Origin of the sequence: Bowmanella pacifica, assembly GCF_014645355.1 — a bacterium.
Lineage (GTDB): Bacteria > Pseudomonadota > Gammaproteobacteria > Enterobacterales > Alteromonadaceae > Bowmanella > Bowmanella pacifica.
In genome coordinates this window covers 366,354-381,640 of sequence record NZ_BMLS01000001.1, presented here as the reverse complement: position 1 = coordinate 381,640, position 15,287 = coordinate 366,354, and the positions used below count along the sequence as shown (strand labels likewise).

15 protein-coding genes are annotated in these 15,287 nt (G+C 49.6%); 7 read left to right on the top strand and 8 right to left on the bottom strand.

The window, feature by feature from the left end:
• Positions 1–82 precede the first annotated feature (82 nt).
• From IEX02_RS01570 to IEX02_RS01545, 6 genes are read right to left on the bottom strand one after another with little or no spacing between them, the layout of a single operon-like run.
• On the bottom strand, positions 83–892 hold the full coding sequence (locus IEX02_RS01570) for a symmetrical bis(5'-nucleosyl)-tetraphosphatase (protein WP_188689295.1): 810 nt from the start codon (positions 890–892) through the stop codon (positions 83–85).
• A gap of 2 nt (positions 893–894) precedes the next feature.
• Entirely contained in the window at positions 895–1,266 is a 372-nt protein-coding gene (gene apaG / locus IEX02_RS01565; RefSeq protein WP_188689292.1) for a Co2+/Mg2+ efflux facilitator ApaG/CorD, read from the bottom strand.
• An 8-nt stretch (positions 1,267–1,274) separates the two neighbouring features.
• A complete protein-coding gene (gene rsmA, locus IEX02_RS01560) occupies positions 1,275–2,075 on the bottom strand; it encodes a 16S rRNA (adenine(1518)-N(6)/adenine(1519)-N(6))-dimethyltransferase RsmA (RefSeq protein WP_188689289.1) in 801 nt (266 codons plus the stop codon).
• The gene (gene pdxA, locus IEX02_RS01555) at positions 2,072–3,061 is read right to left on the bottom strand and encodes a 4-hydroxythreonine-4-phosphate dehydrogenase PdxA (RefSeq protein WP_188689286.1); all 990 of its coding nucleotides are present in this window, start codon (positions 3,059–3,061) and stop codon (positions 2,072–2,074) included. Before pdxA ends, rsmA begins: the two co-directional genes overlap by 4 nt.
• A 4-nt stretch (positions 3,062–3,065) precedes the next feature.
• Positions 3,066–4,346 (bottom strand): peptidylprolyl isomerase SurA, encoded by a 1,281-nt coding sequence (surA, locus tag IEX02_RS01550; RefSeq protein WP_188689283.1) that lies wholly within the window; start codon positions 4,344–4,346, stop codon positions 3,066–3,068.
• Between the two features lie 11 nt (positions 4,347–4,357).
• A complete protein-coding gene (locus IEX02_RS01545; protein WP_188689280.1) occupies positions 4,358–6,571 on the bottom strand; it encodes an LPS-assembly protein LptD in 2,214 nt (737 codons plus the stop codon).
• Between the two features lie 260 nt (positions 6,572–6,831).
• Here IEX02_RS01545 and djlA point away from each other — a divergent pair, with 260 nt between their 5' ends.
• Positions 6,832–7,677, top strand: coding sequence for a co-chaperone DjlA (djlA, locus tag IEX02_RS01540; protein WP_188689262.1), 846 nt, complete (start codon positions 6,832–6,834; stop codon positions 7,675–7,677).
• Between the two features lie 9 nt (positions 7,678–7,686).
• Here the strand turns inward: djlA and IEX02_RS01535 are convergent, their stop codons facing one another.
• Together IEX02_RS01535 and IEX02_RS01530 are read right to left on the bottom strand one after the other, a co-directional pair.
• The gene (locus IEX02_RS01535) at positions 7,687–8,280 is read right to left on the bottom strand and encodes a peptidylprolyl isomerase (protein WP_188689259.1); all 594 of its coding nucleotides are present in this window, start codon (positions 8,278–8,280) and stop codon (positions 7,687–7,689) included.
• Positions 8,281–8,291: 11 nt separating this feature from the next.
• Positions 8,292–9,419 (bottom strand): methyltransferase, encoded by a 1,128-nt coding sequence (locus IEX02_RS01530; RefSeq protein ID WP_188689256.1) that lies wholly within the window; start codon positions 9,417–9,419, stop codon positions 8,292–8,294.
• 28 nt (positions 9,420–9,447) lie between these two features.
• Here IEX02_RS01530 and IEX02_RS01525 point away from each other — a divergent pair, with 28 nt between their 5' ends.
• The 6 genes from IEX02_RS01525 (at position 9,448) to fabV (ending at position 15,112) form a co-directional block, all read left to right on the top strand.
• A complete protein-coding gene (locus tag IEX02_RS01525) occupies positions 9,448–10,047 on the top strand; it encodes an alpha-ketoglutarate-dependent dioxygenase AlkB family protein (protein WP_188689254.1) in 600 nt (199 codons plus the stop codon).
• Between the two features lie 239 nt (positions 10,048–10,286).
• On the top strand, positions 10,287–10,610 hold the full coding sequence (bolA, locus tag IEX02_RS01520; RefSeq protein ID WP_188689251.1) for a transcriptional regulator BolA: 324 nt from the start codon (positions 10,287–10,289) through the stop codon (positions 10,608–10,610).
• A gap of 96 nt (positions 10,611–10,706) precedes the next feature.
• Complete coding sequence (locus tag IEX02_RS01515) at positions 10,707–11,240, top strand: TRAP transporter small permease subunit (RefSeq protein ID WP_229701979.1); 534 nt, start codon at positions 10,707–10,709, stop codon at positions 11,238–11,240.
• The gene (locus IEX02_RS01510) at positions 11,240–12,607 is read left to right on the top strand and encodes a TRAP transporter large permease (protein WP_188689247.1); all 1,368 of its coding nucleotides are present in this window, start codon (positions 11,240–11,242) and stop codon (positions 12,605–12,607) included. The genes IEX02_RS01515 and IEX02_RS01510 overlap by 1 nt, the downstream gene beginning before the upstream one ends.
• 24 nt (positions 12,608–12,631) lie before the next feature.
• The gene (locus IEX02_RS01505; RefSeq protein WP_188689243.1) at positions 12,632–13,732 is read left to right on the top strand and encodes a TRAP transporter substrate-binding protein; all 1,101 of its coding nucleotides are present in this window, start codon (positions 12,632–12,634) and stop codon (positions 13,730–13,732) included.
• A 201-nt stretch (positions 13,733–13,933) separates the two neighbouring features.
• The gene (gene fabV, locus IEX02_RS01500) at positions 13,934–15,112 is read left to right on the top strand and encodes an enoyl-ACP reductase FabV (protein WP_188689240.1); all 1,179 of its coding nucleotides are present in this window, start codon (positions 13,934–13,936) and stop codon (positions 15,110–15,112) included.
• Positions 15,113–15,287 lie beyond the last annotated feature (175 nt).

Sequence of the window (15,287 nt, the reverse complement as noted above, 5' to 3'; positions counted from 1 at the left end):
TTATTTTTTTAACAGGCTTAACAATAAGGCAACTTATTGTATCGACGCAAAAGATTTAAACTGAAGGGAGCGAATAATCGCCCTATTGCTGTTCTATGCGATAAAAGGTTGCGGACTCCAGCTTGTACAAGCTCAATGTTCCTCCCCATATATATCCGGTGTCCAGGGCCAGGCATTGTGCGTTGCCAGTATGACCCTCTAAAGCGGCCCAGTGGCCGAACAGAATTTTTTGTTCAGGAAGGAGCATCAGGCTTGGGTGACTGAACCAGGGATGCTTGTCTGTTGGTGGGGATAGTAAGCCGCTTTTGGTTTGCAAGTCTAATTGACCACTGGCACTAACAAAGCGCATGCGAGTCAGGCAGTTGATGGTGAATATCAGCTTTTCCTGATGGCTGGTACAGTCGTGCCAGGCTTTAGGTTCACTGCCATACATGCTGGCCAGCAAGTCTTGCCATTTATCTGATGTTAATGCCTCTGAGACTTGTCCGGCCCAATACAATGCATCGCTAAATTGCCAGCCTGGATATAAACCTGCATGCGACAGAAAAGTACCTTCATCCAATAATACTGCCAAGGGGCGGCTGCGTAACCAATCTACGTAGACATCAATATCCGGCGAAGTCAGCAGAGCTTGGAAACCATCAGATGGTTTATCTCGCTTAATACCAGCATAAACAGCTAAGAAATGCAGATCATGGTTGCCCAGCACGGTATTAAAACTGCTGCCCAGGTTATGCAAAAATTGCATGGTTTCCAGGGCTTGGGGCCCTCTTCCAATCAGGTCACCCACGGCCCAAAGTTGGTCTGTGTCAGGGTTGAAGCTGGCTTTTTCCAACAGCGGTGGAAGGGGTGCCAGACAGGCTTGGATGTCGCCGACTACATAGGTGGCCATGTTCAATTTATCAGGTTCAGTACGGCCAACCGGAAGATAGCAATAGGCGCTTGAAAACGCTCGCCACAGGGGCGTTGCATTTCATAGTAACCCTGCATGCTGCCTACTGGCGTCTCGAGCATAGCACCACTGCTATAGCGATAGGTTTCACCCACCTGAATGACTGGTTGCTTACCCACCACACCGGCACCGGAAACTTCCGTGACTTTGCCGTTGGCGTCACTGATTAGCCAGAAACGATTGAGCAATTGCACGGGCTCATTGCCCTGATTCGTAATGCTAATGTGGTAAGCAAAGGCAAACTGATGCATGGCTGGATTTGAGCTATCCATCAGGTATTCGGTTTGCACTTCTATGGCTATAGGTGTTTTCATCGCCTTCTTTACGGGGCCGGCTTGAGGTGATTGGCCAGCGCGGCGAAATCTGCCAGGCTGAGATTTTCTGCTCTGAGTTCTGGTTTCAACCGCAGGGTTTCAAATGTTTGCTCGTCAACCAACTCTTTTAAGCTGTTACGAATGGTCTTTCGACGCTGATTGAAAGCCAGAGCGCACACCCTATTAAGATCTTCCAGACGGTTGACCTGTATTGGCTTAACCTGGTGGGGTATCAGTCTGACGACCGCAGAATCAACTTTGGGGGCCGGTTTAAATGCACCTGGGGGCACGTCCAGTACAGGGATAACCTGACAGTGATACTGTGCCATCACGGACAAGCGTCCGTAGTCTTTGCCGCCAGGACCTGCTGCCAAGCGCTTGACCACTTCTTTTTGCAGCATAAAGTGCATGTCCTGCACTTTTTCGGCAAAGCTGAATAAGTGGAACATTAGCGGTGTGGAAATGTTGTATGGCAGGTTGCCAAAGATACGCAAAGGTTTGCCTTTTTCAAGTAATTGGCTGAAATCAAAACGCAATGCATCGCTTTCAATGATATTCAGCTTACTGGCGATAAAAGGATGAGTGCGCAGCCTGGCTGCCAGATCCCGGTCAAGCTCAACCACTGTGAGCTTATCAACCAACTCGCAAACCGGTTCGGTAAGGGCGCCCAGACCCGGGCCAATTTCAACCAAGTTTTGACCGGGCTTGGGGGCAATAGCGCCAACAATCTGGGAAATTATGTATTGATCATGCAGGAAGTTCTGGCCAAAACGTTTACGGGCGGTGTGACCTAAATGCTGTTTGCTCATTTGCGAATACCTGCTAATTCTATGGCTCTGTGTAAGGCAACGGAGAAACTGCCAACATCAGCCTGGTCTGAGCCAGCCAGATCTAATGCGGTACCATGGTCAACCGAAGTACGGATAAAAGGCAGGCCCAGGGTAATATTGACCGATGCGCCAAACCCTTTGTACTTGAGCACAGGCAAACCCTGATCATGATACATGGCCAATACCGCATCGGCTTGTTTAAGATATTTAGGCTGGAAAATGGTGTCGGCTGGCAAAGGGCCTTGTAAGTCCAGCCCTTCGGCTCTGAGTTCATCCAAAGCCGGAATAATAACCTCAAGTTCTTCTCGCCCGATATGGCCACCTTCACCGGCGTGCGGGTTCAGGCCGCAGACAAAGATTTTCGGTTTGGCGATGCCGAACTTCAGTTTCAGATCAGCGTTAACGATCTGAATAACCTTATGCAAGCGTTCACGGGTTATGGCTTTTGACACATAGGCCAAAGGGATATGGGTGGTGGCAAGTACCACGCGCAGCCCTTCGGTAGCCAGCATCATGACTACATCCGGTGTATTGGCTTGTTGAGCAAAGTACTCGGTGTGACCACTGAAGGAAATGCCGGCCTGGTTAATTATGCCTTTATGCACAGGCCCGGTTACCACGGCATCAAATTCGCCGCTGATATTTTTGTCACTGGCCTGACGCAGGGTTTCCACCACATAGTGGCCATTGGCACTGTTCAGTTGACCGGGTACCACTTCTGCTTCGGTAGGGATATCCACTAAATAGGCCTGGCCAGGCCCTAATACCCGATGATTGTCAGTTGAATAGGGGAATAGCTCCAGGGGTTGCCCCAGCAAGGCCGCCCGTTGCTTTAACATGTCGCCGCAGGCAAACAACACTAACTGCGCATCCCATTGTTGCTGCAGTAAAGTGATGATCAAATCCGGGCCGATGCCAGCTGGCTCGCCCGGGGTGATGGCAATTCTTACGGAACGTTGACTCAAGGACTTACTCCAATACCTCGATGTAGGCTTCGTCACGCATTTCTCTCAGCCAATTATCTGTTTCTTCGGCAAACTTACGGTTAAACAGCAACTGATAGGCTTTATCCTGCTGAACCTTATCTGTTGCATCACCGGTACGTTTGTCCAGCAACTGTGCCAAGTGCCAGCCGTGTACAGTTCTGAATGGTTGGCTGATTTCATCTTTGGCCAATACGTTCAGGGTATCGCGGAATTCGGGTACATAAATTTCGGGATCTGCCCAGCCCAGTTCTCCACCTTTCAGCGCCGACCCCGGGTCAGCCGAGTGTTCTTTGGCTAGAGCGGCAAAGTCAGCTTCACCGGCCAGTACTTGGGTACGGAAATCGTTCAGCATCTTCTCGGCCTTTTCTTCGCTCAGAATGACCGAGGGTTTGATCAATATATGGCGGGCATTCACTTCGGTGATTTCCACCGTTTGTACACCACGTAAATCCATGATTTTCAAAATATGGAAGCCAGCACCGCTACGAATCGGGCCAATCAGGTCGTTCTGTTTCTTACCTTGTACGGCTTCAGCAAAAAGGGTCGGCATGGCGTTGATGTTCATCCATCCCATATCACCACCGTCCAGTGCTTTGGCGCCTGATGATGAGGCAATGGCTATCTTGGCAAAGTCAGAGCCATTGTTGAGTAGTTCCAGCACCTTTTCTGCCCGGGAACGGGTGGCATCCACATCTTCTGGGCTGGGTTCGGCTGGGAAGCCAACCAAAATATGCCCCAAATGATACTCGGCCTGCTGTTGACCTTGCTGTTCGATAAGTTTGACCAGGCTGTCAATTTCCTGCGGGGTGATATAAATGCGACGGCGGACATTAGCGCGACGCACTTCACCTGTGATCAATTCACGGCGTACTTCTTCACGATAACTGTCGTAGCTAACGCCTTCCTCTGCCAACTTTTCGCGCATGGTGTCCAGCGTAACACCTTCCTGACGGGCGATATTGGCAATAGTTTGTTCCAACTGAGGATCACTGATTTGGATCCCCATGCGCTCAGCCATTTGCATTTGCAGATTAGTCAGAATCAGACGTTCAGTTGCCTGGGTGCGCAATGCGTTGTCAGATGGCAGTTCCTGGCCTGAGGTCAGGGCGTTTTTCTTTACCGAAGCCACCAGTTCCTGGATCTCACTCTCCAGCACCACACCTTGGTCAACAATAACGGCGACCTTATCCAGTTCCACCTGTTTGGCATTAACACCCATGCTGGCCAGCATCAGCGCGGAACACAATACTGCTTTTATTTTCATAGTTTTCATCATTAATTATTCAAAAAATACGGTTGTCTGTAGCCGAACAGTCCTTCGTCCAATAAGGTACGTGAACTCTTCTTACTTCCCACCCCTTTAAATACAAATTCGAGCAGGACGGTGGTATCAAACTCTTCAGTACTTTGACCGCCAGCGGCATCAAAGCGGTTACTCAGGTAGCGCATACTGCCGAATTGCACAGCCCAACAGCAGGATTCATATTGTAAGCCAGTGAAGCTTTCGATGGTACGCTTGCCGTGCATGTCTTTGTACCAACGTCCTACCCAGTGCCAGTTCTGACTCAGTGGCCAACTGGCGGTTACACCCAGTTGGTTGATTTCTTCTCCAGAGATATCCCTGACATAGCGATGGCTGATTTGCACAAGTTTGTCAGCACTCATCTGATAGTCCAGAGTCAGATTGCTACGTTCAACTTTCTGGTTGGAAGAGGACAGCTGTAATGCTGACCGTGCCACCCACTTGCTGCTTAATCGCCAATCCAGTTCGGCGGCCAGCGCGGAACGATCATCATCGCGGCTGTATTCTTCCAACTTGGTATTGTTGAAATAAAATATCTGCCCCAAGCTGAGTTTGAATCTTTCCTGATGGTTTTTATCCAGCAGGCGCGTGGTGACCCCTACCGTCAGGTGATTGGAATCACTAATACGGTCAAGGCCAACAAATTCCTGTCCTCTGAACAGACCGGTGTAGTCATTCAGTAAACGGTTAGTGTCATACAACCCGATACCGTCCTGACTTTCGTAGCTGGTGTACAAATACTGGAACTTTGGCTCCAATGTCTGAGTCATGTCACTGCCAAAGAGTTCCGTCTCGCGTTCGAAATTGATGGCACCATATATCCGCCCTTGACCCAAGGTGCGGCTGACGTCTTCCTGCAACCCTGATCCGTCAGGTAAATCCTGCTTGTACCAGGTTTGCAACACACTGGCCTCGGTCAGTAGTTCGCCCCAGGCATTTTGCAGCGGCAAACTTAAGGTGGGCATCATGTGAAAACGGGTGGCTGAAGGGGTATCGTCGCGGCCATCTTCAAAGTGAGCCAGCTCCGAGCGAAACCTGAAGTTCAAGTGCTCTGACAGAGGCTGACGATAATTGAGCTTTAACTCCGGTACGGCGCGATAGGCGCTGGGGTGATCGCCGATAATTTCAAAGTCGCGGATTTCGGCTGAGAAGTCCAAAGGCTCTGAATAATAGTCAACCGACAGGGTTTGATACATGTGGGTATCGCCCCGGTTAAAGTAATCATTACCTAAATCCACAATATAGTTGTCGTCGCTCAACCCATTGATTTCAGCACTGATTTGCCAGTTGTCAGATAGCTTACCCTGATGCAAAAAACGGTAAAAATAGCGCGACTCGTCGACATCATGGCGTCTGTCGCTGCCAAGATATTCCAGATCTACCTGACCCCGCTGGCTTTCGGTTAAATAGCGAAACTCAGTTTTTAACTGCAGGCCGCGGTCTGTCATCAGGCGAGGGCTGATAGTGGCATCGTAGTTAGGGGCTATATTCCAGTAAAACGGTTGCTCATAGCTGACCCCGACTTTGTCAGACGCTGACATTTTGGGGAACAACAGGCCGGTTTGACGCTCATCGGTTACGGGAAACTTAAAATACGGCAGGTAAAATACCGGCACCCCGCCCAAATAAAAGCGGGTGTTGCGCGCCGTACCCCAGTTATCCTCTGGTGTCAGCTCTAAACTGCTGGCGCGGATTTGCCAGTCTTCACTGCCTTCAGGGCAAGTGGTAAAACTGACATCCTTAAGCGCTAACCCTTCCTGATTATCGACTTCAATACTGTCTGCTCGCCCACGTCCGGCAAAACCGAGCATTTGGTATTCGGTACTGTCGAGGCGTAATTGGCCGGAGGCCAGATTCAAATCAATCTTTTCACTGTTAACCTGGATTTGCTGATCCAAGAAGCGAATATTGCCGTCAGCATGCAGGGTCTTGTCGGTTTTGTTGATTTGTGCGCGCTGGGCTTGAATGTGTCCTTGCTCACTAATTATTTCAACGTTGCCGCTAAACTGTGCCAGGGTGTCTTGCTGTATTTGGGTTCTGGCCGCTTTAACATGAATATCGCCCGGATTAGTCAGCTCAGTCTGTGGCAGTTGAGGCATCAAAGGGGCCGGACACTCTGCTTGTTGCGCCGCTGCAGCCGAGCTGAACAGCCAGAAAATGGCAAAAGACAGGCGCTTCATTCTCATAGGCAGTGGGAAATCCCTTTGATTGAATAAACGATGACTATAGGGTAGTGGGCAGATTTTAAGGGTTTCAATCCGTTTTACCAGCAGAGTTGCAGAAAAGCTTAATGAAATCGTGATTTTTCTGCGGGGGAATAGTGGGGACGAGGACGGTTTTTACCAATTGATTATACCAACTACCCGCTCCGCGTCTTCATTTGGCCTTGCTGATTCGCTATATTAGCCGCGCAACACAGCCATGCATTTCTAAAAGGATACGCTTCATGCCCATATGGGGAAAACTGCTAGGTACATTTTTCGGATTTATGTTCGGCAGAATTCCTGGTGCCATTCTCGGCTTTATCGTGGGTCACTTGTTCGATAAGGGTTATAGCCAGAATTTTGATCAGATGGGCGGTTTTGGCCGTTTCTTTGCTCAGGGGGATGACTTCAAGCGTCAGGCCATTTTCTTTCATGCGTTGTTTGCCTGTATGGGACACGTTGCCAAAGCCAGTGGTCAGGTCACCAATGAAGAAATTCGCATGGCGACCAACTTGATGGATCAAATGGGACTGACGGGAGATACCCGGCGGGAGGCCCAACAGGCGTTTCGCGAAGGCAAAGCGGCGGATTTCCCGCTTAAAGATATTCTGCTCGAGTTTCGCGAATCCTGTCATGGACGTCGCGATATTATGCAGGTGTTCCTGGAAATTCTAATTCAGGCAGCCTATGCCGATGGTAGCCTGGATGCGGCCGAGCAACGCGTGCTGGAAAGTGCGGCAAGCCACCTTGGGTTTCGTAAGCACGAATTATTGTACCTGCTATCTGTCTATGAAGCGGAACTACGTTTTCGTACCCGCAGCCATCACAGGCGCAGCGACTCTGGACAAGCCGGCAGGCAAACCTATACCGATGCCAACAGTCTGGACGACGCTTATAAAATTCTGGGTGTCACCAAGCAAGACGATATGGCGCAAATCAAAAAAGCCTATCGTAAGTTAATGGCGGAGCATCATCCCGATAAGTTAGTGTCAAAAGGCCTGCCCAAGCAGGCCATGGAGATTGCTAAAAACAAGGCGCAGGATATTCAGGCGGCCTACGAGCTGATCCGTCAGCAGCGAGAAAAATAACCTAATTGATTAGAACTGCTGGGGGAGTAAGGTCGCTTTTAGCAAAATCACCGGTTCGACGGGAACATCTGGCCAGCCCCAGGTTGGGTGAACTTGAGTTTCTACCGCGGCGATTTTATCCAGTACCTCAGTCCCTTCCACAACACGACCAAATACGGCGTAGCCCCATTTTCGACCAGGATCCAGGCTGGGATTGTCATTCATATTGAAGAAAAACTGCCTGCCGGCCGAATGAGGGTCGTTCTCTCTGGCCATGGCAATAGTATAAAGCTCGTTTTTGTTGCCATTGCCTGATTCGTTAAAGATGGTTCTCATCACCGGCTTAGTATTGAACTCCTTATCATAGCCACCACCTTGCACCACAAAGTCCTGAATCACCCGGTGAAAAATGGTGTTTTCATAGCTGCGTTTGTCCACATACAGCAGGAAATTATTCGTGGTCATAGGAGCGCTGGCGCGATCTAGTTCTACTATAATATCTCCCATGCTGGTTTCCAGTTTCACTTTGGGAAAAAGATTGCCCTCTTGCAACTTGGAGCCATCGTCGGCAGCGTGCAGCAAAGGTGATAAACAGATTAGTAATAAAGCCAGAATACGTGGCATGGAGACTCTCCTTATTTCTTGAACGCCGATAAGATAACGAATTTGTTGTTCACTGCAACCTGACGACAGCCGCCGAATAAGCGTTTTAGTTTGTCCTGGTAACCAAGGTGGCGATTGCCTACGATACGCAATTCACCGCCGCTGCGCAGTGCCTGGCGGGCATCGCTGAACATTTGCCAGGCGATATGGTCGGTGATGCGTTGCTGCTGGTGAAAAGGGGGATTGCACAAGACCAGATCCACTGATTGTCCCGGCACCTGTTCCAAACAGTTACTGGCAATAAAGTCACAAACCGCCAATTTTTCTGGCAGATTGCTGCTGACATTTAACTTGGCAGACGCTACCGCCATATAAGATTCGTCCACAAAGAGTAATTTGGCAGGCGAGCTTTGCGCCAGCAAGCTAAGCCCCAGTACGCCATTGCCGCAGCCCAAGTCAATGACCCGCTTATTGTTGGTGTTGGGAAGGTGTTTGAGCAGAAAACGGGCACCAATATCCAACTGACTGCGGGCAAACACGTTAGCATGGTTATGGATGGTGAGGTTGCTATCTTCCAATTGCCAAGTCGTCGGGTAGGGACTAAGAGCGGGCTCTCGCTGTTCAGGTTGGCAAAAAATCAGGCGGGCTTTTTTACGTGCCAGCGAGGTATGGGTTGGCCCCAGATATTTTTCAAATAGCGCCAGGGTGGATTTTTGAATCTGATTGGCCTTGGCCGCGGCGATAATTCGCGTGTGGTTGTCCACGTTTGACTGTAACTGAATAAGCTGATGTTCCAGCAAGGCCAGGGTTTTGGGGATTTTCATCAGCACCATATCGGCCGGCTCTTCAGGTAAGCTCAGGCTGTCAAACAGACGTACCTGAGAGACTGGGATGTCATTGGTACTGAGATTTTGCTGCAAAGCCAGATGACTGACCTTAGAGTCGCTTATCCAAGCGGGCGACCACTCTGCCAGGAAACACCCAAGTGCTCCACAATCATCATTGAAAATAAGCAGGTTAGCGGGCTTTTCCTGGCCCTGGAGCTGTTCCAGTAATAACTCATCGGCCGCATCCCAGGCTTGTTCATTTTTATCCTGTAAACGGGCGGGATAACGTTGCAGCTTAAGACTGCGCTCATTTGCAGTTAGAATAACCTTCATGGTTCAGTGGCTCTCAGTTGATAGGAAAATGCAGCAGTCTTTGTTCAACCCCGGTCAAATCATACTTCCCCAGGCCGAGTTGGACTACCGGGAAGATTTTCTTTCGCGACAAAAAGCCGATGAGTTGTTGGCGTGCTTTCGCCAGTCGTTGGATTGGCGGCAGGATTTTATCAAACTCTACGGTAAAGTGGTGAAAATCCCCAGATTGCAGGCTTGGTATGGTGATCCTGGCAGCGATTATCGATACTCAGGTTTAACCCTGTCGCCACTGCCCTGGACAGAAAGCTTGGCGTGGTTGAAACAAGCCTGTGAACAGGCCTGCGGACACAAGTTTAATGCGGTGCTAGCGAATTGGTACCGTGATGGCACTGACAGTATGGGCTGGCATGCCGACAATGAACCCGAGTTAGGTCAAGAACCGGTCATTGCATCTGTCAGTTTAGGGACGTCACGCAATCTGGACTTTCGTCACATGGCCAGCAATGAGAAATACCGAATTGCCTTACACCATGGCAGCTTGTTGATCATGAGAGGCACCACACAACAGCATTGGCAACATGCCATAGCCAAGAGCCGTCAGGTGAGCGAGGAACGTATTAATCTGACCTTTCGTTATATCATGCGTTGATGAGATAGCGCGCAGCGCAAGGTTAGATGGTTATAGTTCGGCGAATATCCAAGCTTAAAAAATATATCTCGCAGGCTCAGGTGGTTATCATAGAAAACCGGCTCTGGGTGGTAAAACTAGGTTGTAACCTCGTGGGCGAAAGCTAAATTTAAACCAGAGGGATGATTGCCGGAGTGTTTTCCGGCGTCGGCGTAAGTGCCTCTGTGCATGCCGGAAACTCGTAGTAAAAGGGTTGAGAGATGAACATTCAAAGCGTAATCGAAGAAAAATTGCTGTCACATTTTCAGCCAGCCTATCTGGAAGTGACCAATGAAAGCCATCAGCACAATGTGCCTGTTGGTGCGGAAACTCACTTCAAAGTGGTGTTGGTGTCACCCTCTTTCAGTGGTGAAAGGTTGATCAACCGACACCGTGCGGTCAATGCGGTACTCAAAGACGAGTTAGCTAACCACATTCATGCACTGGCTTTGCATACTTATACAGACAGTGAATGGCAAGGTCTGTACGGCGGTGCTCCGGATTCTCCCGCTTGTTTGGGAGGCTTAAAAAGAAAAGTGTCTTAGGACACTTTTTTTATGCCTATGATTAGGCTCGCCGTTCCAATCTGGTAAATATTTTGTTAAAAGCTTGCTGCAAATAAAAAACAAAATCATTGATACGTGCAGCCGTTAACCTCATCCAGTTTATTTATCGACCGTATAAATCTGTATCTGTGCAAGAGCATCAGTTGGCTTACGTTGCTGATGGTGTTGTTGGTATTTCTTATCGTGTTGCTGCGCTACGGCTTTAATCTGGGATGGATTGCCATGCAGGAATCCGCCATGTATTTGCATGCCGCTGTTTTTATGCTGGGCTGTGCCCATACATTGAAAGCCGATGAGCATGTGCGGGTCGACATCTTTTATCGTGGCTGGTCTGCCAAAAAACGCGCTTTGGTGGATATTGCCGGCGCACTGCTACTGTTGTTGCCGGTTAACTTATTCATCCTCTGGATGAGTTGGGATTATGTGGCAACGTCCTGGCGTTTGTTAGAGGACTCTCCCGAAGCGGGCGGGCTGCCGCTGGTCTTCTTACTGAAGAGCTTGATTCCGTTGTTTTGTCTGACGATGAGTTTACAGGCTCTGTCTCAGTGCTGGTGTAACTGGCAGATTATTCGCCACGCCAAAGTACAATCGGGCCAGGAGCGAGAGTAATGGAATATCTAGCGCTGATACTTTTTGTGCTGGTTTGCCTGGTGCTCATGCTGGGTTACCCGGTGGCCTATGCACTAGCAGGGACGGCGTTGTTATTTGCTTCTGTCTGCGCATTGTTCGGTGCGTTTGATATGGCCTATCTGCACGCCATGCCAAGCCGTCTGTATGGCATTATGACCAATCAAACCCTATTGGCCGTGCCGTTATTTGTATTTATGGGCATGATGCTGGAAAAGTCGAAAGTGGCTGAGCATTTGCTGGCTGCTATGTCTCAGGTGTTCGGTCGTTTCCGCGGTGGACTGGCTATCTCGGTGATTCTGGTCGGCATGTTAATGGCGGCGAGCACCGGCATTGTAGGAGCGACTGTGGTGACCATGGGGCTGCTGTCACTGCCCAGTATGTTGAAGCGTGGCTATCATCCCTCGTTCGCTACAGGCTGTATCTGCGCAACTGGTACCTTGGGGCAGATTATTCCGCCTTCTATTGCCTTGGTATTACTGGGGGATGTGCTGTCCAATGCTTACCAGCAAGCACAGTTGAATATGGGCATCTTTTCCCCGGATTCGGTGTCGGTTGGCGACTTATTTGTCGGTGCCATGATTCCAGGGTTGTTGCTGGTGGGGTTATATCTGACCTATGTGTTATTTAGCGCCAGATTGCGGCCTCACTGGTTTGAAGATGCTCATGAGGCTCGCAATGCCATGCGGGTAAAGCCGCTTTTAATGGCCCTGCTTCCCCCTCTAACCCTAATGTTGTTGGTCTTGGGCTCAATTCTGGCCGGCTTGGCAACCCCAACCGAAGCGGCTGGGGTCGGGGCGATGGGGGCTATTGTTCTTGCGCTTTTGGCAAAGCAGCTTAGCCTACAAACCCTTAAAGACGTTATGTTGGGTACCACTAAGGTGACGTCTATGGTGTTTCTTATCCTGATTGGGGCTTCTGTGTTTTCTTTGGTTTTCCGAGGCCTGGGCGGAGAAACCCTGATTGAAGATTTTTTCTCAGCACTGCCCGGCGGCGTCTTTGGTGCCATGCTTCTGGTGATGCTGGTGATTTTTCTGCTTGGCTTTATTCTGGATTTTATTGAGATCACTTTTGTGGTGGTGCCTATTGTTGGCCCGGTGCTGCTGGCAATGGGAATCGATCCCGTGTGGCTGGGCATTATGATTGCGGTGAATTTGCAGACGTCTTTTCTGACTCCCCCTTTTGGTTTTGCGCTTTTTTATTTGCGAGGGGTTGCGCCCGCGTCGGTAAGAACCGCGGATATGTACAAAGGGGTTATCCCTTTTATTGGTATTCAACTTATGTTGCTGGTCATGTTGGCGGTTTGGCCGGCGTTGGTGACCTGGCTCCCCGACACCTTGTATGGCTAGCAGGTCTAGCATGGAGATATGAATATGAAATGGTTTTACTCGGCCTGTTTGGCGGGTGCTACAGCGTTAGCGCTGCTGGGCTGCGGAAAAGAAAACATTGCCACTGACAACAACCGTGCATCGCAGCAGACATTTGAATGGAAGCTGGTGACCTCCTGGCCGAAAAACTTTCCTGGGCTTGGCAGGGGGCCTGAGACCTTTGCACAAATGGTGCAGGAAATGTCAGGCGGCCGACTGAAAGTGAAGGTTTATGGAGCCGGAGAATTGGTACCGGGATTTGAGGTATTTGATGCTGTTTCCAACGGTACGGCGCAAATGGGCCATGCAGGCAGTTACTATTGGAAAGGCAAGGCACCAGCTGCACAAATCTTCACTGCCATTCCTTTTGGTATGAACGTTACTGAGACTAACAGTTGGCTGCATTACGGCGGCGGCTTGGCGCTTTGGCGAGAAGTGTATAAACCCTTTGGCGTGATCCCCTTTGCGGGCGGCAATACCGGTGTGCAGATGGCAGGTTGGTTTAATAAAGAAATCCACAGTATTGAGGATTTAAAAGGCCTGAAAATACGTATGCCCGGTCTGGGGGCGGAAGTATTGAAGAAAGTTGGTGCCATACCTGTTGCACTGACCGGAGGGGAAATCTTCACCGCGCTGCAAACTGGCGCCATTGATGCTACCGAATGGGTAGGGCCTTATAACGACTTGTCTTTTGGACTGCATAAGGCGGCCGATTATTACTATTATTCTGGCTGGCATGAGCCCGGCGCTATGCTCGAGTTCACTGTCAATGAAAGCGCCTATAACAGCTTGCCGGCTGACTTGCAGCACATCGTGGCGGTGGCCACCAGGGCGGTCAATCAGGACATGTTGGATGAATATACGGCCCGCAACCATGAAGCCATGGCTGCACTGAAAGATGAGCATGGCATTAAAGTGTTACCACTGCCGAAGGATGTGATGCTGGCATTACGGGCTGCTTCACTGGCGGTGATGCAGGAGCAAGCTGCAAAAGACCCGCAGTTTGCCAAGGTGTATGCATCATATTCAGAGTTTCAGAAGAAAGTAAGTGCTTACCATGAGTTGTCTGAAATGGAGTATTACAAAAACCGTCAGGCCGAAAAGTAACCGTACATTTTTACCTGCTTAGCAAGGGACGCTTATGCGTCCCTTGACTATATTCAGGGCTTGAAAGCGGCTTTTGCCTCTGTCATTTGAGGTAGCGCCTAACCAGATAAGGTTGAGAGAAAGGGCAAATCAAGTGTTCAGAGTTGTTTCTGGCGCGGGTGTCTTTACAATGTCGGCACTTCTTATAAAGGAAAGGTCCATATGGTTATTCAGCCTAAAATACGTGGCTTTATCTGTACCAATGCGCATCCGGTAGGCTGTGCGGTCAACGTTCAAAAGCAGATCGATTACGTCAAACAGCAGGGTGTACAAGGGCAGGGCCCTAAGAATGTTCTGGTGTTGGGGTGTTCTACCGGTTATGGCTTGGCTTCCAGAATTGTGGCGGGTTTCGGCTATGGCGCAAAAACTCTGGGCGTATGTTTTGAGAAAGAAGCGTCTGAAAGCAAAACCGCTTCAGCCGGTTGGTATAATACCGCCGCTTTTCATAACCAAGCAAAACAGGCCGGTGTTTACGCCAAAACCTTAAATGGCGATGCGTTCTCCAACCAGATGAAGCAGGATGTGATAGACATCATCAAAGCGGACCTGGGAAAAATTGATTTAGTGGTGTACAGCCTGGCTTCGCCGCGTCGTACCGATCCTAATACCGGAGAGGTGTACTCGTCCACGCTAAAGCCCATTGGCAGTAATGTGACCACCAAGAACCTGAATACTTCCAAGCGTGTTATTGATGAAATAACCGTTGAAGCGGCGAATGAAGACGAAATTGCTAATACCGTTAAAGTGATGGGCGGTGAAGATTGGGAATTGTGGATTAAAGCATTGAAAGAGGCCGATGTACTGGCTGAGAACTTTATTACCACGTCCTATACCTATATAGGCAAAGAGTTAACCTGGCCAATCTATGGTCATGCCACTATTGGCAAAGCGAAGGAAGATCTGGACCGCGCTACTCAAGTGATTCGCAATATGACGGCTGACCTTAATGGTGAAGCTTTTGTGTCTTCATTGAATGCCGTGGTTACCCAGGCGAGTTCTGCGATTCCGATTATGCCGCTGTATATCTCGGCACTTTTCAAGGTGATGAAAGGTGATGGTACCTATGAGGGCACCATTGAACAAATTCACGGCCTGTTTACCGATAATCTGTATGCTGAGCAACGCCGTTTTGATGAAGGTGGCCACTTATTCCAGAACTATAAAGAACTGGAAGACAGCGTGCAGCAGCGGGTACAGAAGGTTTGGGATACCGTGCAAACCGAGACCATTGATGAGATGACCGACTATGTGGGTTATCACAATGAATTTCTGCATCTGTTTGGGTTTGGTTTTGACGGTGTCGATTATGATGCCGATGTCAGCCCTCTGGCCGACTGGTAAGTTTTGAAGACCGCCCTTGTGGCGGTTTTTTTCTGTCTCAACCACTTGCCGTCAAGGGGCTGGCTGATGTCCTGAACCGTCATTTGAGCTACTACCAAAGTATCAGAGAATGAGTGGGATAAACAAACATTTGCATGGCGAAGAGGCTGGGTTTAATGCTAAAATGCCGGGTTTG